General features: G+C 35.7%; 21 protein-coding genes. 5 read left to right on the top strand and 16 right to left on the bottom strand.

What is annotated here, in order from left to right:
* Positions 1 to 140 precede the first annotated feature (140 nt).
* The 6 genes from rluF to BBI01_RS05980 all read right to left on the bottom strand — a co-directional run bounded on the left by rluF (position 141) and on the right by BBI01_RS05980 (position 4,345).
* Positions 141 to 863, bottom strand: a complete 723-nt coding sequence (gene rluF, locus BBI01_RS06005; RefSeq protein WP_065393766.1) for a 23S rRNA pseudouridine(2604) synthase RluF — start codon at positions 861 to 863, stop codon at positions 141 to 143.
* The gene (locus tag BBI01_RS06000) at positions 863 to 1,360 is read right to left on the bottom strand and encodes a hypothetical protein (protein ID WP_123862098.1); all 498 of its coding nucleotides are present in this window, start codon (positions 1,358 to 1,360) and stop codon (positions 863 to 865) included. The genes rluF and BBI01_RS06000 overlap by 1 nt, the downstream gene beginning before the upstream one ends.
* 77 nt (positions 1,361 to 1,437) lie before the next feature.
* Positions 1,438 to 2,136, bottom strand: a complete 699-nt coding sequence (gene truB / locus BBI01_RS05995; RefSeq protein ID WP_065393764.1) for a tRNA pseudouridine(55) synthase TruB — start codon at positions 2,134 to 2,136, stop codon at positions 1,438 to 1,440.
* 18 nt (positions 2,137 to 2,154) lie between these two features.
* Positions 2,155 to 2,973 carry an undecaprenyl-diphosphate phosphatase gene (locus BBI01_RS05990; protein ID WP_065393763.1) on the bottom strand — a complete coding sequence of 273 codons (819 nt, stop codon included), beginning with the start codon at positions 2,971 to 2,973 and terminating at the stop codon, positions 2,155 to 2,157.
* A gap of 173 nt (positions 2,974 to 3,146) precedes the next feature.
* Complete coding sequence (locus tag BBI01_RS05985; protein WP_185114343.1) at positions 3,147 to 3,443, bottom strand: DUF3098 domain-containing protein; 297 nt, start codon at positions 3,441 to 3,443, stop codon at positions 3,147 to 3,149.
* Between the two features lie 2 nt (positions 3,444 to 3,445).
* Positions 3,446 to 4,345, bottom strand: a complete 900-nt coding sequence (locus BBI01_RS05980) for a cell division protein FtsX (protein WP_065393762.1) — start codon at positions 4,343 to 4,345, stop codon at positions 3,446 to 3,448.
* A gap of 91 nt (positions 4,346 to 4,436) precedes the next feature.
* On the opposite strand from BBI01_RS05980, the gene rsmA reads away from it, so the two are divergent.
* The gene (rsmA, locus tag BBI01_RS05975; RefSeq protein WP_065393761.1) at positions 4,437 to 5,207 is read left to right on the top strand and encodes a 16S rRNA (adenine(1518)-N(6)/adenine(1519)-N(6))-dimethyltransferase RsmA; all 771 of its coding nucleotides are present in this window, start codon (positions 4,437 to 4,439) and stop codon (positions 5,205 to 5,207) included.
* Between the two features lie 101 nt (positions 5,208 to 5,308).
* Here the strand turns inward: rsmA and BBI01_RS05970 are convergent, their stop codons facing one another.
* The 8 genes from BBI01_RS05970 to BBI01_RS05935 form a co-directional block, all read right to left on the bottom strand.
* Positions 5,309 to 7,675, bottom strand: coding sequence for a choice-of-anchor L domain-containing protein (locus tag BBI01_RS05970; protein WP_065393760.1), 2,367 nt, complete (start codon positions 7,673 to 7,675; stop codon positions 5,309 to 5,311).
* Between the two features lie 343 nt (positions 7,676 to 8,018).
* Entirely contained in the window at positions 8,019 to 11,612 is a 3,594-nt protein-coding gene (locus BBI01_RS05965) for a choice-of-anchor L domain-containing protein (RefSeq protein ID WP_065393759.1), read from the bottom strand.
* 169 nt (positions 11,613 to 11,781) lie between these two features.
* A complete protein-coding gene (locus BBI01_RS05960) occupies positions 11,782 to 14,148 on the bottom strand; it encodes a choice-of-anchor L domain-containing protein (RefSeq protein WP_065393758.1) in 2,367 nt (788 codons plus the stop codon).
* Positions 14,149 to 14,361: 213 nt separating this feature from the next.
* Positions 14,362 to 14,916, bottom strand: coding sequence for a DUF1003 domain-containing protein (locus BBI01_RS05955; RefSeq protein WP_065393757.1), 555 nt, complete (start codon positions 14,914 to 14,916; stop codon positions 14,362 to 14,364).
* A 13-nt stretch (positions 14,917 to 14,929) separates the two neighbouring features.
* The gene (locus tag BBI01_RS05950) at positions 14,930 to 15,700 is read right to left on the bottom strand and encodes a TIGR02757 family protein (RefSeq protein WP_065394138.1); all 771 of its coding nucleotides are present in this window, start codon (positions 15,698 to 15,700) and stop codon (positions 14,930 to 14,932) included.
* 6 nt (positions 15,701 to 15,706) lie between these two features.
* Positions 15,707 to 16,621, bottom strand: coding sequence for a ribonuclease Z (locus BBI01_RS05945; protein WP_065393756.1), 915 nt, complete (start codon positions 16,619 to 16,621; stop codon positions 15,707 to 15,709).
* A gap of 130 nt (positions 16,622 to 16,751) precedes the next feature.
* Positions 16,752 to 17,339 carry an RdgB/HAM1 family non-canonical purine NTP pyrophosphatase gene (rdgB, locus tag BBI01_RS05940; RefSeq protein WP_438830670.1) on the bottom strand — a complete coding sequence of 196 codons (588 nt, stop codon included), beginning with the start codon at positions 17,337 to 17,339 and terminating at the stop codon, positions 16,752 to 16,754.
* Positions 17,340 to 17,370: 31 nt separating this feature from the next.
* Positions 17,371 to 18,201 carry a CPBP family intramembrane glutamic endopeptidase gene (locus BBI01_RS05935; RefSeq protein ID WP_065394136.1) on the bottom strand — a complete coding sequence of 277 codons (831 nt, stop codon included), beginning with the start codon at positions 18,199 to 18,201 and terminating at the stop codon, positions 17,371 to 17,373.
* Between the two features lie 117 nt (positions 18,202 to 18,318).
* On the opposite strand from BBI01_RS05935, the gene BBI01_RS05930 reads away from it, so the two are divergent.
* From BBI01_RS05930 to BBI01_RS05915, 4 genes are all read left to right on the top strand, one after another.
* Positions 18,319 to 19,032: a hypothetical protein gene (locus BBI01_RS05930; RefSeq protein WP_065393755.1), complete on the top strand. Its 714-nt coding sequence runs from the start codon at positions 18,319 to 18,321 to the stop codon at positions 19,030 to 19,032.
* Positions 19,033 to 19,737 carry a hypothetical protein gene (locus BBI01_RS05925; protein WP_065393754.1) on the top strand — a complete coding sequence of 235 codons (705 nt, stop codon included), beginning with the start codon at positions 19,033 to 19,035 and terminating at the stop codon, positions 19,735 to 19,737.
* A 165-nt stretch (positions 19,738 to 19,902) separates the two neighbouring features.
* Positions 19,903 to 21,498, top strand: a complete 1,596-nt coding sequence (locus BBI01_RS05920) for a peptide chain release factor 3 (RefSeq protein ID WP_065393753.1) — start codon at positions 19,903 to 19,905, stop codon at positions 21,496 to 21,498.
* A 317-nt stretch (positions 21,499 to 21,815) separates the two neighbouring features.
* Positions 21,816 to 22,745 (top strand): DUF4349 domain-containing protein, encoded by a 930-nt coding sequence (locus tag BBI01_RS05915; protein WP_065393752.1) that lies wholly within the window; start codon positions 21,816 to 21,818, stop codon positions 22,743 to 22,745.
* 598 nt (positions 22,746 to 23,343) lie between these two features.
* Here the strand turns inward: BBI01_RS05915 and BBI01_RS05910 are convergent.
* Positions 23,344 to 23,709, bottom strand: coding sequence for a hypothetical protein (locus BBI01_RS05910; protein ID WP_050021455.1), 366 nt, complete (start codon positions 23,707 to 23,709; stop codon positions 23,344 to 23,346).
* Between the two features lie 22 nt (positions 23,710 to 23,731).
* Positions 23,732 to 24,871 carry an acyl-CoA dehydrogenase gene (locus tag BBI01_RS05905; protein WP_065393751.1) on the bottom strand — a complete coding sequence of 380 codons (1,140 nt, stop codon included), beginning with the start codon at positions 24,869 to 24,871 and terminating at the stop codon, positions 23,732 to 23,734.
* Positions 24,872 to 25,082 lie beyond the last annotated feature (211 nt).

Below are 25,082 nucleotides of genomic sequence, written 5' to 3'. Positions count from 1 at the left end.
TTTCAATGAAAAATTTAAAATATTACACCAATATGTGAATTTAATAAATAATTATTCCTTATTACTTTAATAATTTGAACACAAAAAAAGCAGGAAAATACTTCCTGCCTTTCATTTATATCTTAAAAAAATATATAATTTTAATCAATTGTTTTACTTGAATCTGTAAGCAAATCATTTAATGTATTCAGTTCATCATCTGTTAAATCTCTCCATTTACCGATTGGGAGATCAAGCTTGATATTCATAATACGAATTCTCTTCAGCTTTTTTACTTCATAACCAAGGAATTCACACATTCTACGAATCTGTCTGTTTAAACCTTGTGTAAGAATAATTCTGAAGTTCATTTCATCAATTTTCTCAACCTCACACTTTTTGGTAACCGTATCAAGAATCGGAACCCCGTTTCTCATTTTTTCAAGAAATTTTGGAGTGATCGGTTTATCTACCCTTACAATATATTCTTTTTCGTGATTATTTCTTGCTCTTAGAATTTTATTTACGATATCACCATCACTGGTTAAAAGAATAAGTCCCTCACTGGGTTTATCTAATCGTCCGATTGGGAAAATTCTTTGGGGATGATTGATATAATCGACAATATTATTCTTTTCACGTTTTGTATCTGTGGTACAAACAATTCCTACGGGTTTATTAAAAACAATATAAACAGGTTTTTCCTCTGATTCTCTGATAGGTTTCCCGTCTACTTCCACAAGATCTTCATCAGAAACCTTAGTTCCCATTTCAGGAATCTTACCATTAATCTTTATTCTTCCTTCTTCCAACAGTTTATCTGCTGCTCTTCGAGAACAGTAACCTACTTCTGATAAATATTTATTGATACGTGTCTTTTCCATTAGTCTCTTCCGTAAACGGTATAATTTTTATTACTGAAAATGCTTATTCCATAGCTTAATCCGATGAAAAAGCCATCATGTCCTTCATTCAGCTTATGTGATTCGAAAACAATTCCTCCTTCCTGGCTTAGGCGTTTTGAATAGGAAACCTGCATTCCAAATCTTGCACCCCAGAATTCAGTGCCAGAAACTGCAGAACTGTTAATCTGTTTCCCATAATTCACATCGATATAAAAAGGACGATCTCCGGGGGAAAAAATAAATTTTGGCTGAATAACCCAATAAATCAAATGATAATTATCCTGAGCAAAACTGTATTTAAGTCCGGTTCCAATGGCAAAGTTAGGAAGAAAATTATACCCACCAATAGCTGTGATACCATAAGTCAAATTCCCTAATACTGAAGGGGTTTCAATATATTGTGAATCGTTTTTCTTCTCGGACTTGTTATTAATATTAAAGCCTACATTCAATGATGGATTGAAATAAAAATCCATTTTTTGTTTTTTCTCTGTGTCTTGAGAGAATGCTTTAATAAAGGTAAATACAATTAAAAAAAGGGATAATTTTATTTTCATTCGCCTTGAAATCTAAAGTCATTATTTAAAAACTGATCTGTAGCATCTTCGATTTTATAATCTCCGATTTTTGTTCTTCTCAATTGTGTTAAATAAGCTCCTACTCCCAATTCCTGCCCGATATCATGAGCAAGACTTCTGATATAGGTTCCTTTTGAGCAACCTACTGTAAAGCTTACCAAAGGAAATTCTATTTTAATATCCTGGATATAATGAATTGTTGTTTTCCTTGACTTCATTTCTACTTCCTCTCCTGCTCTGGCAAGATTATAAGCTCTTTCGCCATCAATCTTTATAGCAGAATAAACGGGTGGCTTCTGCTCTATTTCTCCGACGAATTTTTCTAAAGCTTCTTTTACCAGCTGTTCAGTGATATGCGAGATATCCTGATGCAAAATTTCCGGTTTTTCAGTATCATAAGATTCTGTTTGTACGCCTAATTTTATTTCCGTCCAATATTCTTTTGGAGCATCCTGAATTTCGGGAATTTTCTTTGTGAATTTTCCGCAGCAAACGATCAAAAGTCCGGTAGCTCTTGGATCAAGGGTTCCTGCGTGCCCTATTTTGAACTTTTTAGGAAGATCAAACTCCCTTTTAAGTTTATATTTCATTTTATTGACAGCCTGGAAAGAAGTCCAGTCCAATGGCTTATCTAATAAAAAAACGTATCCTGATTTCAGTTCTTCAGCTGTCATGAATGGATATAATATTTTTTATTTAAAGAAATAAAAATAGATTAGTAAAGCGATTCCTACAAAGATTCGGTACCACCCCCAAGGTTTGAAACCATATTTATTAAGAACTCCGATGAATGCTTTAATCGCTATTAATGCCACAATAAATGCTACAACATTTCCAATAACAAAGATCATGATGTGATCCTGTGATGCCATAATCATTTCATATCCTTTCTGTGGATTTGGAGTTTCTTTACCCCAAGTTTTCACAAAAACCGAATATACTGTCACCGCAAGCATTGTAGGAACTGCAAGGAAGAAAGAAAATTCTGCAGCTGCTTTTCTTGTTAATCCCTGAGCCATACCACCAATAATAGAAGCTGCACTACGGCTTGTTCCCGGCATCATCGCCAGACATTGCCAAAATCCTATGGTAACAGCTTTTCTTATGGTAATTCCTTTTTCATCATCAATTTTAGGGTTTTTGAACCATTTATCAGCAAATAAAAGCACTACTCCTCCCAATACCAATACGGAAGAAATGGCAATCTGATTTCCAAGAACGGCTTCAATTTTATCATCAAATAAGTATCCTAAAACCAATGCAGGAACTACTGCAAAACCCAGTTTGAAATAAAACTGAATATTATTCAAATCAAAAAATTTCTTCCAATAAGCCACTACAACAGACAAAATTGCCCCAAACTGAATGGAAACCTGAAACATTTTTAAAAATTCATCATCCGGCATTCCCAGTAAATTGGCAGTGAATCCCATGTGTGCTGTAGATGAGATCGGAAGATATTCCGTTAATCCCTCTACAATGGCAATAATAATTGCTTTAATTAAATCCATATTCCTTTAAAAAATTAAAAGATTAAAAGATTTAAGAATTGAAAGACTGGCGATGAGCCAAAATAAATATTAATTATTTGATAGATGAAAGTGTATTACCTGTATACATTTTCAAATTAATATTTAATCTTTTAATTCTTAAATTTTTTAATCCTTAAATAAAAACTGTTTATTTATTTTCTTTTCAAGATCGCATAGACCTCTATGACAAAACCTATAACAACAAATAACGGTGCAATTCTGATTCTTCTGATGGAAAAGATATCATCATTCCATACATTCGGATCAAATTTTCCGTCTACTGTATTAGCATCCGGTCCCATCATCAATAGAAACCCTACTACAATAAACGCTAGTCCTATCAGCATCCACTTGAAGTTTTGCTGTCCGAAATAGAATGTGTTTTCCTGTGGCACTTCTGCTTCACTCCCAAAGTTTGAAGCGGAAATTTTATTTGTTTTTTTGCTCATTTTTAAGAGTAATATAAATCGTCAACGTTTGATTTTAAGAATCTCCATGTAGCGAAAATCGTACTTAAGACAGAAATAAAGATCCCTACTCCCAATACAAGAATCACTAACCAGAAGTACTGATTGTTGTCCTGTATAAAAGCTGAACCGATCTGACTGGTGAAGTAATACCACACACCACCCAATGCAAGAAGACCAATTACTGAACCAATGGCTCCTAAAATAATTGCTTCAATGATAAACGGTTTAAGGATAAATCTTCTTTTCGCTCCTACCAACTGCATTGTTTTAATGATAAATCTCTTGGAGAAAATTTTCAGACGGATAGAGTTGTTGATCAACACTACAGCTAATACTAAAAATAATACAGAGAATCCCAGAATCCATTTCAAAATTCTGCTCAGGTTATTGTAGACATCCACCATCAGAGTGCTGTCGTTTTTCACATCAATAATTCCAGGAACAGACTTGATCACCTTGATTGCTTCATCAATTTTTGCTGGATCTACATATTCAGGTTTCAAAGCAACTTCGATGGATGAAGGGAAAATATTTTCTTCAAACAATGCATCACTATCGATTCCCATACTTTTTTTGGCTTCTTTTGCAGCCATGCTTCTTGAAATATAGGTCGCTTTTTTTACAGGAGCTAACGTCTGTACCTTTTTAAAAGTTTCTTCCTCTAGTTTTGCAATTTTTACAGAATCTTTCGCGTCATAGTTTTCATCAAAGTAAGCGTTTACCACCAACTGTTCTTTGATATAGTCAGAATACTTTTGGGCATTAATTAAAATAAGCCCCATTAATCCCAACAAAAATAACACTAAGGCAATACTTATCACTACTGTAATATTGCTGGACCGAAGCCTTTTCTTATTAAACTCATCTACAGATTTAGCCATTAATATTAAAATTTTTGGCTAAAATAGAAAAAAACTTCCGAAATTTGGGACGAAAAAAAGAAAATCATTGTTAATAAAATCATAAAAAACTTTGAGTGTAAAAGCAAAAAAACATCTTGGGCAGCACTTCCTGACAGATGAAAATATCGCAAGAAAAATCGTAGAAGGTCTTAGTTTTGAGAACTATAAAAACATCATGGAGGTAGGTCCCGGAATGGGAGTTCTTACTAAATATCTTCTTGAAAAAGACCAGAAAATCTATCTTGCAGAGATTGATACGGAATCTATTGAATATCTGAAAAACAATTATTCCAAGGTTACAGAAGATACTTTTGTAGGAGATTTCCTGAAACAGGACTTTAATTTTATTAAAGATGAGCAGATTGCCATTATCGGTAATTTTCCATATAATATTTCTTCGCAGATATTATTTCAGATTGTAGATCACTATGAATTGATCCCTGAAATGGTAGGAATGTTCCAGAAAGAGGTGGCTGAGAGAACGGCAGCAGTACCTAGAACTAAAGATTATGGTATCCTTTCGGTTCTTATACAGGCATACTATGATGTATCCTATATGTTTACTGTTCATGAGAATGTCTTTAACCCGCCACCAAAAGTAAAATCCGGTGTTATCAGATTAATAAGAAATCCTAAGGAAGGTTTAGCTGGTAATGAGGTACTTTTTAAACAGATTGTAAAGACTGGTTTCAATCAGAGAAGAAAAAAACTATCTAATGCTCTAAAAACTTTAAATATTCCTGAAGCTTTGAAAGGTCATGAATTTTTAGATAAAAGAGCAGAAGAACTCAGTGTTTCGGATTTCATTTCTTTTGCAAATCTTTGGAAAGAAAATCAATAAAATATACCAATAAAAGCTTCTCATAAAGAAGCTTTTATTTTTTTGAGCAAAGAAAAAGCCTTTCAATTAAATTGAAAGGCTTTTCATATGTATTTAAAATTTTATTCTCTGTTTTTCAACATAATCCATCCGGACCAGTCCATTTGAGCTTTTGAGTTTGGATATTCAAAATTGAACTTGTACCAGTATGTTGCTGAAGGCAGTCTCTTGCCACCTACTGTTCCATTCCAGATTGGAGTTTCTTTCGAGAATTTGAATATTTCCACTCCGTATCTATCGTGAATAGAACCTGTAAAGTTTTTAAATCCTGTAAGGGCTGTAAGATCCAGAACATCATTAATTCCATCTTCATTAGGTGTGATAATATTATTGATCTGCAATGTAAAGAAGTCTAATGTGCCAACGCAATGAGTTCCTACTCTTCTTACCATGATCGTATAATTTGTATTATCCAGAAGATTCGTAAATACGTTTGACGACTGCCATGTAATTCCGTTATCCATTGAATACTCCAAAGTGCTTGGTAAGTTGTTCATTGGTGGATTTTCTGCTGTAACCGTCAGAGTTTTTTTGATACTTTCGTAATTAAGCCCTGTGACATAAGGTTTGGCAGCTCCCATCACATTAGCCGAAAATACTTTTTTACAGATTCCGTTGTCTATTTCTACAGTATAAATTCCCCACTGATCTACATCGATCTTTTGTGTTTTAGCACCTGTGCTCCATAAATATTTATAGTTAGTTCCTGCACCGGCATCCAAGGTAACACGATCATCACGACACATTTCAACATCTGCTAAAGGTGAGGTAATTTCCGGAGTAACTTCAATTCTTATTGTTGCAGGATTTAAAGATCTACACCCTTTTGCTCCCACAGCATACACTGAAAATATGGTAGTCTGATACAAAGTAACTGTTTGTGTATTGCCTGTTCCCGGGAAGTTTACCCATTGATAAGTATCTCCTCCTTCTGCAGATAACGTCACAGATTCCCCCGGACATATTTTTATTCTGGAAGATTTTATTTTGGCGGTAGGTGTTGCTTCTTTTAGCAATGTCAGTTCAACAATTTTACTACAGAAGATACCGTTTGAAACCACTACATATAAGATCTGTCCATCATTACCATTATAATTAAGAATATTTTGAATATAATCATTATTCTGCGCAATAGCATCATCCTGATCTTCATAGAATTTGAAGACTGCGCCAGGTGTTGTACTGATAGATGGTTTGATGGTACTTAAATCAAAAGTGGTAATATCCGGAGTAGTACAGAGTAATAATGTAGCATTATTTGCTTGTGGGGTTGTACCACCATGAATTTCTATAGTGGCAGTTCCGGGACAAGGATTTCCTGGTAAGCTTACTTCAATCATATAAGTTCCCGGTTGTGTCGCTGTAATAGTATTAGTGTTTGCGTTGGGTACAACTACACCGTTATGATACCATTTGTATAATAAGTTAGGATCACTTACAGAAGCTGTGATTACCTGAGGAGCGTTATCACACACATTAATATCAGATGGTAATTGAGCTCCACTTGGGTCTAAAAGTTCTACTCCGATATTGAAAGATCCTCCTTCAAGGAATACAGCGGTATCATATCTAAAGTCAGTGTAATCTGCCACTACCATTTTAAAGTGATATTCCTGTCCTGCCGTTACATTAGCTACAGCAGTAAGAGGTATTGTTCTTCCATTAAAGTTGGTTTCAATATTAGCGTTATTGAAGCCACCGAAATACATTTCATTCACTGCCGGACATCCCCCAGGAATTGCCGGGTGAATATTGGTAATACTTACCGGTCCTGCTCCTCCGGGAAGCACAGCCATATTCACATAAGGACCTCCTGCTGTAGGTTTTAATAATATTACGAAAGCATCTGCAAAATTACAAGGAAAGGTTGATGTATATTCTTCAGACGCTAATAAGTAATTAAACTTAATCTGCGAAGTTGTAGGAACAAAATCAAATTCTAAAAGTACAGCATCTTTTAAATTACTTGATGATACCCCTATTGCCTGTGCAAGGTCAGTATCTGTACCACCTCCGTTTATATCTTCAAGAGTTGCTGCGATCCCTGTATTTCCAGCATTTTTTGCAAATCCTGTAGAAAGTATGATTCCATCTTTAAAAGGGAAATTGGTGGTTCCTTTATGAAAATATCCCCATGATCTGTTTGCATTTCCTACCGCGTGATTTGGAGTGATCTTTACGTTCGTCACATTCGGAGTAACACAGGTATTGGTTCCTGATGAAATTAAAACATCTTTCACCAATTTTTCTATGTCAAAAGCGGATTCTGTATAAGTGGGTGCATTCACATCAATAAAAGCCCCTGCTCTTCTGGATTCTGCAGAAAGAGTTTCTCTCATCCCTTTTCTGGGGGGCGGTGTTTGAGTTTGTGCAAATAAAAAGGTCGAGACGACCAGGAAAAGTAAACAAAGCGGTAGATATCTTCTCATAATATTTTTGTTTCAACAAATTTAATTTTTTTTTGAATATACCATATACATATTTATGTTTTTTACCATAAAAATATAAAAAAATACACCGCTTACAGCTAATTTCTTTATTATATGATTTTAAACTACTATCAAGATTTGCATATATAAAGCAGACTATTTAAACATTCCCATTTATATCCTTTTGAAAATTAATATTTTATAAAAAATAACCAATTACCTTAACCATTACAACGTATTAAATACTATATTCTAAATTATTTTTAATTCTAAATAGTAATTGCCATAAAAAACAAAGTCTTCCGGATTTGGAAGACTTTACTAGTTATTATTTTATTACGGGTTAATTTCTATTTTTCAACAGAATCCATCCTGAGCGTTCTTCAAGCTTTTTACTTGCAGGATTTTCCCACTGAACTCTATACCAATAAGTACCCGTAGGTAGGTTTATCCCTTTCAGTGATCCTCTCCATATAGCTTCATTCTTTGTTGCTTTAAAGACCTCAGCTCCATATCTGTCAAAAATCGAAGCTGCAAAATCTTTATATCCACTCACTCCTGTAAAATCAATAGTATCATTTACACCATCCATATTAGGCGTAATTGCATTGCTTATTATCAAGGTATAATACTCTACAGATGTACCACATTTTGCATCCTTCACACGAACCATTAAATGGTACATTGTATTATTTAAAATATTATAAAATACATTTGATGACTGCCATGTTGCTCCCCCATCTGCTGAATATTCTAAAGTTCCGCCGCTAGGATTACTTGCTGTAAGGGTTAAAACATTCTTTTCATAAACAACATTGGTAATCTGAGGAAGGTCAGGATTAATTAACTGTGCCGTGAAAACCTTTGAACATACTCCATTACTTATCGTTACCGAATAAGTTCCCGGAAGGTTTGTTGTGATCGTTCTAGTTGTTGCTCCTGTATTCCATAGATAAGTATAATTAACCCCTGGTCCTGCATCAAGAGTTCCATTATCTCCGGCACAAACGTAAACATCCTGTAATGTAGAAACAATAGCAGGAACTACCTGTATTTCTACCGTTGCAGGGTTTACAGAACTACATCCGTTTCCTCCTAATGCATGTACTGAGTAAGTAGTTGTTACTGAAGGAGTCACAACCTGAGTATTTCCATTTCCTGTAAGACCATTACCCCAACTGTAAGTAAACCCTCCTGAAGCTGTCAATGTTACAGATTCTCCTTCACAAATTTTCATTTTAGATGCTGTAAGCCCTGCAATAGGTGGTCCTACCTGAACTGTTACCGTTGCAGGAGTTGCAGATACACATCCGTTGGCTCCTACAGCTGTTACAGTATAAACAGTAGTATTGTTAGGTGATACTACCTGAGTATTTCCATTTCCTGTAAGACCGTTGCCCCAGATATAAGTAGCGCCTCCTGAAGCTGTCAATGTTACTGATTCACCCACACAAATCCGTGGTTGGGATGACGTTAATCCTGATGTTGGAGCTACAGTATCCTGTGTTACAGTTACCGTTGCAGTATATGGACAGTTTAAATTCCCTGGCTGTGATACATTAGTAACCGTAAGAGTATAAGTTCCTCCAGCACTTACTATAGGTGTAAGTGTAGTGCCTCCTGAAACAATAGTTCCTCCAGTTGTAGTCCATGCAATAGTAGATCCAGAAGGAATAACAGAAGTAGACGCATCCAATGTAACCTGAGGTGTTGTGCAGGTAACGGTTTGCGGAGCATTAATAATTAAAGTCGTTTCAGCAGCTTTTATCAATTGCAGAGAAACCACATAGCTACATCCGCCATTGCTTACCAATACATAAATAGTTTGGTTTCCGGGAGCTGCATATGTTGTAGGTGTTGTAATAAAGTTTCCGTTTGCAGCATTGGCATCTGCCTGATTTACATAATAAGTAAAAGTAATTCCGGCAATATTTGTAATCTGTGGTTGTGCTTCGGTAAGGTCAAAAGTCAACCCTGGCTGATAACATTTATGCAGCGTTGCATTTTGTGGTGTAAATGGCTCTGACACTTCAATAGTCAAAGTACCTGGATTCTGAGAAGCACATCCATTAGAACCTACCGCAGTTACCGTATAGGTCGTAGTAGTTGTAGGTGATACCGTTTGAGTATTTCCATTTCCAGTAAGCCCATTTCCCCAGTTGTAGGTTGCTCCTCCTGAAGCTGTTAATACTACAGATTCTCCTTTACAGATCTTTAACTTAGGTGCTGTAAGGTTTGTTACGGGAGGTGCACTGTTTCCTGTCACTACTACATTTGCTACTGTCGTACAATTTACATTACCTGGTTGATAAGCTTTTGTGATTGTTAAAGTATAGGTTCCCGGAGCATTAATAACTGGGTTTAGAGTATTTCCTCCTGAAACAATAAAACCTCCTGTAGTAGTCCAGGCAAATGTAGATCCTGTAGGGAAAACTGAAGCGGATGCGTCCAGTGTAATCTGAGAATTCGCACACGTCAGTACTGTTGGAGGTGCAATAGTAGCAGTCATTTGTGGTGCTTTAATAAGCTGAAGCTCTGCGACTTTCGAACAGAAACCATTTCTCACTCTAACGTATACGGTTTGTCCTCCTGGGCTTGAATATGTTGCAGGGCTTGGTATTGTACTTGCATTTCCAGCATTAGCATCAGCGAATGTCGTATAATATGAAAAAACTGCGCCCGGCGTTGTACTTATTGCAGATTGCGCTGAAGGTAAATTAAACACAGCATTTCCAGCGGCATAACAGGCTGTCAATGTTGAATTCTGAACCGTTGGTGATGTTCCTCCTACTACAGTAATTGTAGCTTCTCCCGGGCAGGAACTCCCTTGAATATATACTTTAACAGTGTAAACTCCCGGCTGTGTTGCGGTATAACTTGCCTGGTTCGCATCTGTTATAGGATTGTTATTTAAAAACCATTGATAGGTTACATTAGGAACCTGAACAGAAGCTGTAAAGGTCTGCGGAGTATTATCACACATATTCACAGAAGAGGGAAGCTGAACACCTCCTTCACCTAAAATCTTTACTCCAATATCAAATGATCCCGCTTCTAAAAAGACAGCTGAATCAAAACTTTTATCCTGATAATCAGAAAGCACCATTTTAAAATGATACGTCTGTCCCGGAATTACAGTTGCTTTTGCGACAAGAGGAACTGTTCTTCCACTGAAGTTTGTTTCAATATTGTTTGGATTATATCCTCCAAAGTATTGTTCATTTACAGCCCCACAATGAGGAGGAACATTAATTGCAGGGTGAATATTCGTTACACTCACAGGACCCGCAGATCCAGGAAGCACCGCCATATTAGTATAAGTAGGATCACCTACCTTTTTCAATAGCAAAGCAAAACCGTCAGTAATTGTACAAGGAAATCCTTGTTGGTATTCTTTTGAAGCAAACAAATATTTGAATGTAATTTCTGTAGAAACAGCTACAAAGTCAAATTCAATATAAGTAGCATCTTTTATATCTGCATTTGAAAGCCCTAATGCCGTTGCCAGATCATCATCTCCGCCAGTCCCAATATCATCATTTAAATCTGCATGATATACATTTCCCGCCATATGTGCAAATCCCGTAGAAAGGATAACTCCTCTGCTAAAGGGAAAGTTTGTGCTTCCTTTACTAAAAAAACCCCAACTTCTGCTTGAATTGCTTGCTGATAAATTAGGAGAAACTGATACATTACTTATATTAGCACTGGCGCATGTTCCTCCTGATATAAGAACATCTTTCACCAGCTGGGTAATGCTATAACCGGATTCAGGATAGCTTGCTGCATTTACATCTATAAAAGCTCCTGCCCTCAATGCTGCTGCACCAGGTCTTCTGGTCTCCTGTGTTCTCCCTCTGTTTTGAGCAAAAACAATGTTTCCAATAAAAGCAAAAAATAACGCTAAAAATAAATTTCTCGTCCTCCTATTTAACATTTTATATTGTTTTAAACAAAAGTACTATTTTTTTTAATTAAAATTCAACTTATCACATTTTACATTATTACTAATGCAAGTTTATTTATGGTAGAATATCAATTTTATTTATTTGATAATAATAAAAAAAGACTGACAAAACTGCCAGTCTTTTGATCATAGTTTAAAACTACTCTATGTTTTTAAGGAGTATCCATCCTGTTTTCACAGTAAGGAGCTTACTTGCAGGATCTTCATAGGTAACCTGATACCAATAAGACGCCGTAGGAAGTCTTTTCCCCTGGAAATAACCATCCCAATATGGTCTGATTTTCTCTGCTTTAAATACTTCTTTTCCGTAGCGATCGAAAACCTTACCGCTGAAATCTTTATAACTGCTTATTCCTCTGAAATCAATAATATCGTTAATATTATCACCATTCGGAGTAATCACATTTTTCATCACAAAAGTAAAGAACTCAAGGAAACCTTCACAGCTGGTATATTTAACTCTTACACGTATTGATATTACTTTATTTTTAGGAACATCTGTAAATACATTGGAAGCCTGCCAGGTAACTCCGTTATCTATGGAATATTCCAATACTCCGTTACTAGGATTACTTGCTGTAAGAATCATTGTTCCTCTATCATTATAATCTACATTGATTACTTCAGGAACAACAGCTTTAATCACCTGTGTTTTAAATTCTTTTGAACAGACTCCATTACTGATTGTCACGCTGTATTCTCCCGGAGTATCAACTGTAATAGACTGGGTGGTCTCTCCTGAACTCCACTGGTAAGTATATCCAGGTCCCGAACCTGCATTAAGAAGAATTTTATCTCCCTGACAGATATGACCTCCTTTCAATGTAGAAACAATAGCCGGAACCACTTCCACTTTAATTGTTGCCGGAACTAATGATTTACACCCTTGTGCTCCGATGGCATACACAGTATAAGTAGTCGTTTGAGTAGGGCTCACTGTTCTTATTCCAGCAGTAGTGGATGAATCGCTCCATTCGTAAGTAACGCCACCTGATGCCGTTAACAGTAATGTTTCTCCTTCACAGATTTTCAACCTTGGCGCCGTAAGTGTTACTACCGGAGTTGCTTCTTTTCTTAAGGTCAAAGTGGTTATTCTACTACAAAATGAACCATTAGAAACCAGAACATGCAGTACCTGACCGTCCGTTCCATTATAATTCGTAAGGGTGGTAATGTAACTATTATTTTGAGCCTGTGCATCCGCCAGATTTGCATAAAAACGGAATACAGCTCCCGGAGTTGTACTAATCAAAGGTTTTGCATCTTCTAAATTAAATGTAGTAACTGTAGGAGTTGTACACAGCTTTAATGTTGCTGGCTGAACTGTAGGGCTCGTTCCTCCAATAATTTTAATTGTAGCTTCTCCCGGGCATTGATTCCCTGGAATCATTACTTTTACCGTGTACACGCCTGGAGCAGTTGCAATATAAGTAGCACTGGTTGCCCCAGGAATTAGAACTCCATCTTTATACCACTGAAAGGTCATTCCAGGAATTGTAGCCACCTGAGCTTTTAATACTTTAGGGGCATTGTCACACACATTGATACTTCCCGGCAATCCTACTCCTGCTTCATCCACGATTTTAATTCCTATATCAAATGATCCTCCTTCCAGAAAAACTGCAGAGTCATGACCTGTATCCTGAGCATCTGCCAGAACCATTTTAAAGTGATAAGTCTGTCCGGGAATTACATCAGCAGTTGCCGTCAATGGAATAGTTCTTCCATAAAAATTAATGCCTACGTGAGGTTTATTCATTCCACCAAAGTACGCTTCATTGATGGGACCACAGCTGAAACCATTCCCTGCAGGTACAATATTGGTAGCACTTACCGGACCTGCTGTTCCTGGTAATACTGCAAGATTAACATAAGTAGGATCTCCTACTTTCTTCAGCAATAACGCAAAAGCATCTGAATAATCAGAACATGGAAAGTCTGATGTATATTCTTCTGAAGCGAATATATAATTAAATTTTACCTGAGTAGAATTGGGAATAAAATCAAATTCAAGTGCTACAGCATTCTTTAACGTTACCGTAGGATTGGTAGCTGCTACAAGATCAGCATCACTTCCGGTGTTCACATTTTGGCTTAGCAAACTTATGAATTCGTTTCCGGCTTCTTTTGCAAAACCGGTGCTCAGTACAATTCCGTCTTTAAAGGGAAAATTTGCCGTTCCTTTATGAAAATACCCCCAAAATCTGTTTTCATCAGATACAGCATTATTAGGACTTACTGTAACGTTTGATACATTAGCAGCTGTACAGGAGGTTCCCCCATTGATCAAAATATCTTTTACAAGTTGTTCGGGTGTATAACCGGATTCTGTATAAGACGGTACATTCACATCTATAAATGCACCTGCTCTGAGGCTTGCTCTTGAAGGTCTTGCATCTACCGCATTACGATTATTACGATCAGATTTTTGCTGTGAAAATACAGAAACAGAAGCTAATAAAAACGTTAAAAGAAAAGAGTAGTTTTTTAATCTATAGTTCAACATTTTAATTTCATTTCCTCAAATGTAACAAAAATATCTATACAATTTCCGTTTCATAACCAATTATCATATATTTCACTGAATAGATTCACAACAAATATTTTTTATTTTTACATTTTCCACAAATTAAAAAGAAAAATTTTTACAATAAAAAAACAGATCAATATACTGATCTGTCTCTTTACTATTTTAAAGTATAACATAAAATTTTACAAGCTATTCCTCCTTCTTCAATTCCTTAATCTCATCCTTCAACTGAGAAATAATATCCTTCAAAGCTTTTATTTCATTTTTATTTGAACTTACATTACTTTTCAGCATTACATTTTTAGCTCTTTCATTGTGGTCTTCATCATCTTCTTCCTCGTTGATCTCTTCAATATCTTCCTGAATGTCCTCAATATCTTCATTGATCTCTTCAATATCTTCACTAATTTCTTCGATATCCTCGCTGATCTCTTCAATATCTTCCTGAATGTCTTCAATATCTTCACTGATTTCTTCAATATCCTCCTGAATATCTTCAATTTTCTCGTGACTCTTATTGACAGACATCTGAATAAAAATAGCAAGATAAATCGCTTCCAGAGAAAGTACCGTTGTAAGAATAAGGAGCATTTTATCAAAATCTACAATATTCAGCATCGGAAGCAAAAACGAAGTCACAAACAGCAAGGTATGTACAATCAGAGACTGAATAGACCCAATCCAGGAAGTAATACTGTCTGCTATTTTCTCAAGAACCTCTGTTTTTTCGTTATATTTTTTCATCCTTTAAGTTTTTTTACATGAGTTCTTTGGTTACTCCTAATCCAAACAATGCAAAATCATACTTTGCCGGATCTTTTTCATCAAATTTCCTAATGGCAATATCTAATTCCTCTACCGTTTTCCAATCGTTCTGTGTTCTTGACACAAGCTCTAATTTTCTTGAAATATTACCGGTATGCACGTCCAACGGGATAGATAAGTGTTTTTGATCAATATTCTCCCAGATTCCAAAATCTACGCCACGTTTATCTTTTCGTACCATCCACCTCAGAAACATGATGATTCTTTTTGCAGATGAGTTTTTATAAGGCGAACTGATATGTTTATGACTTCTGTGTTTCTCAGTTTCCAGAAAACCGCTTCGGAATCTTTCTATGGCATGTAGAAAATTAGTTTCGGAATCTTTCACTTTAAACAGATTCTCCAGACTTTCATTTTCTTTATAAATTCGGTTAAACTGTTTAATAAAATAAGAAAAATCTTCCCCATTAAAGGTTCTGTGAATGCTTTTATCCTGAATATCTTTCAAATCTTTTTCAGAATAATTCAGTACGAAATCATAGGGTGAATTTCCCATAATCTCAAGCATTTTATTGGCAGAATTAATGATCGATTTTCTATTTCCCCAGGAAATGGTTGCCGCCAAAAAACCTGCAATTTCAATATCCTGTTTTACTGAAAAACGATGCGGAATCTGTATCGGATCATTTTCAATAAAATCGGGAGCATTATACTGATCTGCCTTTTCATCAAGAAAACTCCTTAATTCTTCAAATTTCAGCATATTCATTTAAATTTTTACACTTTCCAATGCTTTTGGTAAGAATGAATTTGGAAAGATATTTCTGGCTTCATCCGTAAATACTGTCAGATCTGCATATCTGTTAGAGAAATGCCCAAGAATCAGCTTACCGACCTGAGCTTTTTGTGCAATCGTTGCTGCCTCCAATGCAGTCGTATGTCCTGTGTAATCCGCCATTTCTTTTAAATCATGTAAAAATGTAGACTCATGATAGAGAACCGTCGCATTTTTAATGATCGGAATCACAGATTCAAGGTATCTTGTATCACTACAGAAAGCATAAGATACAGACGGAGCAGGATTTACGGTCAGAATTTCATTTTTTAGAACATAACCATCGCTTAACACAAAGTCTTTTCCTGCTTTTATATTATGATAATCACAACTCTCAATTTCACTGTATTTTGCAATCTCCTTCATATTAAGATGTCTGTCTTTTGGTTTTTCCTTAAAAAGGTAACCATTACAGTAAATCCTGTGATCCAAAGGAATAGTATGAACTTCTACTCTATTGTCTTCATAGATTTTTTCAGAATAATCTTTGTCCAATTCATGATATACCACTTCAAAACCACGATGCGTTTCCGTGATCTGAAAAATGGTTTCCAGCATCTTTTTAATTCCTTTTGGACCGTAAACATGCAGTGGATTTTCTCTTCCCAACAGACGGAATGAAGCAATAAGCCCCGGAAGCCCAAAACAGTGGTCTCCGTGAAGGTGAGAGATAAAAATATGGTTGATTTTTGAAAATCTGGCTTTTGCTTTTCTCAGCTGTACCTGTGTACCTTCTCCACAATCTATCAGAAAGTGCCTTTCTTCCATTTCCAGCAGCTGAGCCGTTGGTGAAGAGTTGATGGTAGGAATCGCCGAGTTAAAACCTAGTATTGTTAAATAAGTACTCAAATCAATAGTTTAGTATAACAAATGTACGACAGAAAATTGAAAACGTATATTTTACCTTTAAATTTAAAAGGAAAAGCATACAAAACCACTCCTCCAAAACAGAGATATGGTTTTGCATTTATCTTCTTAATTATTCAGCAACTTTTAAAAAGTCCATGAACAGATCCAATGCCTGCTTACGGTGGCTGATTTTATTTTTATCTTCCGGATCCATTTCTGCAAAGGTTCTGTCGTATCCTTCAGGAACGAAGATAGGATCATAACCGAATCCTTTGAATCCTTTATTTTCAGTCAATAGATTTCCGTGAACTCTTCCCTCGAAATACTGAGCTCCGTTTTCATCATAATAACATAAAACGGTAACGAAGTAAGCTTTTCTGTTTTCTATTCCTGTCATTTCTTCCAATACCTTTTCGATATTCTTAGCAAAATCATGGTCGCCCGCATAACGTGCAGAGAAAATTCCTGGTCTTCCATCCAAAGATTCCACTACCAGACCGCTGTCATCTCCTAAACTTGGAACTCCTGTCTTTTCAAAGCAGTATTTTGCCTTGATTAAAGCATTAGCATGAAAAGAATCTCCGTCTTCAATGATTTCTTCGTGAATATTGTAATCTGTAAGACTTTTTACAGTACATTCAGTTCCTAAAATCTGTTGGATTTCTTCTTTTTTATGCTCGTTGTGTGTTGCTACCAATAATTCCATGTCTATATTCATTTTCCAATTTTACTTTTTAGCTATAATTCTATTAAATTTCAGAATAATGTACTTTATATTTCTTCATAAACAGATAGTAGAATAAAGAGAAAAGTACAAGTCCTACGGCGAGTATCAGCCATTCTGAAACATTAAAAAATTTTGCGAAACTTTCATTTTTACCGTAAAGCACCAGTAATGAAAGAGTCAGGTTATTAAATCCATGCAAAAGCATCGGCATCAGCAAAGATTTTGTTTTATAATATACCACCCCTAAAACACATCCCAACATCACGGCACTGATGAACTGCCATGGATTTCCGTGGACGATTCCAAAAATAATGGAAGCATATAAAATAGCTTTCCATGGCTTTACGCCTTTATTAATCAAACCTTTCTGAATAATTCCTCTGAAGATAATCTCTTCAAAAATAGAAGCCATGACCACCGTCATGATCAGCATAATCACCGGATCATCTGTCAATTGACTCATCAATTGGGTAAAATATTCATAAAATTCTCCAAAAAAGGCTCCTGTTGTAGGAATCAGAGAGGTTATAAATTCTGAGATGAGCATCATCCCTGCCATCATAGGGAAGATCAGAAGATATGTGTAAAAATTAACTGATGAAAAGTTGAAATTCAGTTTCATCTTTGTTGTAGGTCTTACAATGAAGAAATCAAAAAAAGCGATCGCTGTAAGAAATCCGGCTGAGTTTGCTACCATCAGAAACCAATCTTTAAGCTCCAGGTTTTCCTTGAAGGCTACTTTCCAAAAGGTACTGAATAAAGAAACACCCATTGTTCCTGCAAATAAGCCAGCGACCAAAGCAACTGCGCCCAACCATGTGAAAGTAAACTTCGGATACCTGCTATTTTCCATTCTTGATACTCTGTAAAATTTTATAGAAACAAAGATAATTTTTTTGAATGCTACAGACAACTAAAATGAAAAATGAAATTCTTATTTTAGTAGCCTTATCCATGAATCACCAAAGCAATGAAGAAAGAAGAATTAAAGTTTCCACGAATAGAGTCTACCATCAACTGGTGGGCGACAGGATTACTGAGACTTGCTTTCTTTCTCCTCATAGGTGCTTTTTTCACGCTTTTTATCTTAGGTCCCGTTTATGGAATTTATAATAAAGGATTTAAATATATGCTTTCAATCGCATTGACATGCTGGGCTGTTTCGCTTCTGATTTTAATTCCTGCTGTCCGATATTATATTATCCGAAGAAGAAAAACAGCAAGCAAGATCGTTATAGATTCCACAGGAATTCTTTTTTATAATTCAAAAAATGAAATCGTTGACAAGATCTTATATAAAGAACTTCATACTTCAAATCAAGATTTTGATATTTATACGGTAACTCCGGTAGGTTCCGGTATTGTTCCACTGCTTGAAATAACTTTACAACCGGAACAAAAAGATATTACTAAAAAACGAATTGACATGAATCTACCTCTTTATTCCGTAAAGAATAAATCTGCTTTATATGCTCATTTCATGCAGGGAATCGCAATTTTCCGTCCAGACTTAACAATAGATCCAATGGCATTGAAAAGTTTTTCGATTGATCCCAATACCTGGAAAGTAAACGACAAAGGAGTATCAAAAGGAGGCTGGCTTTTACTACTGGCAGTATTTATTGTCGTAGGAATCATTCTAGGAATTACCCGCTTATTATTTTTATATAAAACTGGAAACTAAATGACAGAAAAATTTCAGATTTTAGAATCTAAAGTAAACAAGCCTCTTACTTATCTTCTGATGGGGCTTATCTGGCTGGTCGTACTGATGGTTGCTTATCTGGTATTTTATATAATGTATGATCTTTTTGATTATGGTATAAAAAAGTATTTTGTCAACAAAACCTCCGATTTATTTTTTAATGTATTGATTTTTTTTGCTCTTAGTGTATGTTGTTTTTTTCTGATATACACTCTGATTTTTCCAAGAAAGAAGTTCTTTCACAGAGTTATTGTGAATGAAAAAGGGATTTCTATTTATAATTGCAAAGAAGAAATCGTTAAAGAAGTTTTATATTCCAATCTTCAGCCTTCCCGACAGGGTTCTTATTCAGATGTGCATCACAGAGATAATGCAAAACTGACAAAAACAACGATTGTTACGCATACAAAAAATGAAATGGGAACAATAGAAGAAGACGTTATTGATTTGTATTTTGATTATTTCATGATTAAGAACAGATACGAGCTTCACAGGCATTTTCTCCTGGGAATACAGACTTTCCGCCCGGATCTAAAAATCCATCCTTCAACTCTGGAAAGATATTACCTGACTCCTGAAACTAAGAATATAAAGCCCAATACTATCGGAGCCGCGCTCATCATAGGTGGCTTTATAATTGTTTTCTTTGGGGCTGTATATGCTTTGGTTTTATTTCTACAATAATATTATAAGTAAAAAATGTCGTATTTATAATTTGACATCTCTTTCCTGCCCTTTTTCGCTCAAAAACCTGTTATTATCAGCCTCTACCCGTGCAATTAAGATTCTCTTCATTTAAATTTGAAAACCTCATAAAAAATCACGATTTTTGCAACTTCAAAATACGATATGTCAGACTTAATCAAAGAAATACAAAAAAGAAAGACCTTCGGGATCATTTCCCACCCGGATGCCGGTAAAACGACTCTTACGGAAAAGCTGCTTCTTTTCGGGGGTGCTATCCAGGAAGCGGGTGCGGTAAAATCCAATAAGATAAAAAAAGGAGCTACCTCCGACTTTATGGAAATTGAAAGACAGAGAGGGATCTCCGTAGCAACTTCCGTATTGGCTTTTGAATATAGAGACCATAAAATAAATATCCTCGATACACCAGGTCACAAGGACTTTGCTGAAGATACTTACAGAACTTTAACAGCTGTAGATTCAGTAATTGTTGTAATTGACGTTGCAAAAGGGGTTGAGGAACAAACTGAAAAACTGGTTCAGGTTTGTAGAATGAGAAACATTCCTATGTTGGTATTCATCAACAAACTTGACCGTGAGGGTAAAGATGCCTTCGATCTTTTGGATGAAGTAGAACAGAAATTAGGATTAACAGTTTGTCCGCTTTCTTTACCAATTGGGATGGGAAGCGACTTCCAGGGAATTTATAATATCTGGGAAAACAATATTCAGTTATTCTTAGAAGAGAAAAAACAAAAAGTTGGAGATTCCATTAAGTTTGATGATATTAATGATACTTCAATAGATGATGTTATTGGTGAAAAAGCAGCAACAACTTTAAGAGAAGAATTAGACTTAATTCAATCAGTTTATCCTGAATTTAATCGTGAAGATTATATGAAAGGTGATCTTCAGCCGGTTTTCTTCGGTTCTGCATTGAATAATTTTGGTGTTCGTGAATTATTGGATGCTTTCATCGACATTGCTCCAATGCCACAGCCTAAAGAAAGTGATACCCGTTTAGTAAAACCTGAAGAAAGTACTTTCACAGGATTTGTATTTAAGATCCACGCCAATATGGATCCTAAGCATAGAGACAGATTGGCTTTCGTAAAAATTGTTTCCGGAACATTCAGAAGAAACGAAAACTATCTATTGGTAAGAGAGGGTAAAAAAATGAAGTTCTCTTCTCCGAATGCTTTCTTTGCTGATAAAAAAGAGGTGGTAGAAGAAAGTTTCCCTGGTGATATTGTGGGTCTTCACGATACAGGAAGTTTCAGAATTGGTGATACTTTGACTGGTGGTGAAAAGCTAAGCTTCAAAGGAATTCCAAGCTTCTCTCCTGAGCATTTCCGTTATATCAACAACAGCGATCCGCTTAAAGCTAAGCAATTGGCAAAAGGTATTGATCAGTTGATGGATGAAGGAGTTGCCCAGTTATTTACTTTGGAAATGAACGGAAGAAAGATCATCGGAACTGTAGGTGCACTTCAATATGAGGTTATCCAGTATCGTTTAGAGCATGAATATGGTGCAAAATGTACTTACGAGCCTCTTTCAATGCACAAAGCTTGTTGGGTAGAAGCAGATGAGAAATCTGAAGAGTTTAAAGAGTTTGCAAGATTAAAGCAGCGATTCCTTGCCAGAGATAAATACAATCAGTTGGTATTCTTAGCTGATTCATCTTTTACGATTCACATGACACAGGAGAAATTCCCGAATGTGAAACTTCACTTTATTAGTGAATTCAGAGAGAACTAATTAAAAGCAAAATTGCTAAAAGATAGATCCGCAGAAGTTTTTCTGCGGATTTTTTTATTACCACCCCCGCAAAAATTCTTTGAATTTTTACCACCTGTCCGGAGGAGGGAAATTATCACATCTTCAATTGTAATACTTCCCACTGTTGGAATGTTCAAAATCTAACATTTAGCATAAAAAACATTTTGTAAATCTTTTGTAAAACAGATACAAACCACTGATAATATTACAGTTACAATTTTACGATTAGAATACATTTCATTTACAAGTGCTTCAGAACCTTCATCACTAATTTTACTTCATCAAAAAATAATATTATGAAAAAATTCATATTACTAGTTACGATATCTGGCGCTTTTATTGCGTGTAGCCAGAAAGGTGGAGTTTCCAAACTGGAGGAAGCTGCTAATAGTATAGACAGTACAGCTTCTGTTGCATCAGATGCTATTGATAATGCCACCAAAACAGCAAACCAGGCACTTGATTCTGCAAGTATCAGAATAAAAGATATTGAGGGTGCTAAAAATGACATTCAGGATAAAATAGAAAATACTTCCAAAATGGTAGATTCTTTATCTGAAAAAATTGCTTCTACAAAACTGGAATCAAAAATCGAGAAAAAAGATTCCACAGCCCAGAAGTCTGAAAAAATTGTTGTCAATGTTCCTGCCCCCAAAGTTATTAAAGAAACAAAGGTTATTTACAAAGAAAAGCCTAAAAACGACAACTATGAACTGAATGTACCTAAAGACAAAATGGTGAAAACCGGTTATTTTGTGATAAAAGCGGATAATGCAGAAACGGTAAAAGAAATCATCAGAGAAGAAGCTATCAAAAATAACGGATATGTTAAAAGTGAAAACCAATCTTATATTGAATCGGCCAATCAACAGGATGAAAACCAAAAAGTTTATAGTTTGAACATCAAAGTACCAATTCAGCATTTTGATGGATTAATAGAAGCCTTAAACAGTAATATCGGAGATATTGAAACCAAAGACATCCAGGTTACAGGACGTAATTATGTTGACAATACGATCTGCAGCATCGACATCAATATCACCGATAAAACTGACATTGAAAAAGAGCCTAAAACCTTTGGAGGAAAATCATTAGCCGCCATTGAATCAGGATGGGATGTTATTACTTCCATTTTCCTTTTCCTTCTTCCATTATGGCCTATATTCCTGATTGGTGGTGCCGGATATTATTTTTATAAAAAGAAAAGCAACAACATTCCTAAATAAGTATTTTCAATAGATTTTAAAGTCCATCCTTAGGGGTGGATTTTTTGATTTTAAATATGGAAAGTATTTATTTTAAACCATAGATTCTCTTTCTTTGATTATAGGTGAGATTGCTTCAATATACTCGCCATGACACAGTTGTGATATTTGTGAAATTATTTGTGGGATTTGTGTTTTAATTTTTAGGTTTTGGCTAAAGCCGATGGATTTTTGGGTGGCTGATTGATTTGGACGGCTAAAGCCCCCCCCTATTTATATTGATATGTGGATGGATAGCCGATGATTAATAACAACATTGGTCCTACTTATCTTTTTAAAATGTATGAGATGGGATCCTTACAGGATGACAAAATTGGAGAGAAATACAAGAGTTATGATGCAAAAACTCTTCGATTAATATAATAAAGTAAATAATGATACTTAACAGCAATATCATTCATCATTCATCATTCATTACTCATTACTCATAAAAATAGCCCCGATATTAACGGTTACCCCACAGCACGGATTGGGCACAGCTTGGCGCGAGGAGTATAAGTGGATAGCGGGAAAAAGCTCCTAAAAAGAAGAAAGACCTCCAAAACGGAAGTCTTTCAAATTATTTCATGTTCACTACTTTGTCTACGACAAACTTTGTGTTTCCTCTCCACGGAAGCGCACCATTGTATTCTTTGTAATGGAGATCAAAGGTTTTACCACTGTTTGTTTCCAATTGCTTGAAAACTTCAGGATCATCAACAGAAAATTCAAACTCATAGCTTGTAATTGTTCCTGTTTTACCTTTTCCAAATCCTTCCTGGATCAGTTTACCTTCATAGGTTTTGAAGATATAGCCTTTTTTCATGGCATAGTTCAGGTATCCGGATTTTACGCCTTCTCCGAAAACGAAGAAGTACTTATACCATACAAATACTCCTAACAATAGCAGTACGACACCGAGGGTAATCCACAAAGATTTTTTCATAAGTAGTGTGTTTTGTTAATTTTTATTTTGCGATGCTTCTTGAGATCACGATTTTCTGGATTTCAGAAGTTCCTTCGTAGATCTGAGTGATTTTTGCATCTCTCATTAATCTTTCTACGTGGTATTCTTTAACGTATCCGTATCCACCGTGAATCTGTACAGCTTCAATAGTTGTATCCATTGCAACCTGAGAAGAATATAATTTTGCCATAGCTCCGCTTTCAGAGATATCTTTTCCTGCATCTTTCTCACATGCTGCTTTGAAACATAACATTCTTGCTGCTGTAATCTGAGTTGCCATATCCGCTAATTTGAACGCGATAGCCTGGTGGTTGATAATCTCAGTTTTGAATGCTTTTCTTGTCTTAGCATATTTTAAAGCCAATTCGTAAGCACCTGAAGCGATCCCTAAAGCCTGAGAAGCAATACCGATTCTTCCTCCGTTCAATACAGCCATTGCAAAATTGAAACCAAACCCGTCAGCACCAATTCTGTTTTCTTTTGGAACTTTTACATTGTTGAAGATCAAAGAGTGAGTATCACTTCCTCTGATTCCCAATTTATCTTCTTTTGGTCCGATTTCGAAACCTTCCCATCCTCTTTCTACGATGAAAGCGTTGATTCCTTTATGTTTTTTCTCTGGATCTGTCTGTGCAATTACGATATAGTAAGAAGCAGTTCCACCATTCGTGATCCAGTTTTTGATCCCATTTAAAAGATAGTAATCACCTTTATCTTCAGCAGTTGTTTTCTGAGAAGTTGCATCAGAACCAGCTTCTGGCTCAGATAAAGCAAATGCTCCGATTACCTGTCCGCTTGCCAGTGGAGTAAGATATTTTACTTTTTGTTCTTCTGAAGCAAACTTTTCAAGACCTGCACAAACCAATGAGTTGTTTACAGACATTACAACCGCAGCAGATGCATCTACTTTTGCAATCTCCTCCATTGCCAGTACGTAAGAAACGCTGTCCATACCTGCTCCTCCGTATTTTGGGTCAACCATCATACCTAAAAGTCCCATTTCACCCATTTTCTTCACCTGCTCAATAGGGAATTTCTGGTCACGGTCTCTTTCAATAACTCCAGGTAATAGTTCGTTTTGTGCAAAATCTCTTGCCGCTTGCTGAATCATCAGCTGTTCTTCCGATAAATTAAAGTCCATAAAAAAAAATAATTAGATAGCCGTAAATTTACACTTTTTAAGCAAATCTGAAAGAATAAATTAGATAGCGTGAAAAGACTGATGGAAAGGGAGATGGAAGAGATTCAGGATGCGAGGTCCGGGATGTAAGATTTTGTGATATTACTGACTTATAAAATGATGTTTGATTATTTATAACCACAATTAATGGGTAAGAGATTGTATCTTATAC

The sequence above is a fragment of the Chryseobacterium artocarpi genome, from assembly GCF_001684975.1.
GTDB classification, from domain to species: Bacteria; Bacteroidota; Bacteroidia; order Flavobacteriales; family Weeksellaceae; genus Chryseobacterium; species Chryseobacterium artocarpi.
The sequence above is the reverse complement of the archived record's forward strand: the minus strand, read 5'-3'. Positions and strand labels throughout refer to the sequence as shown.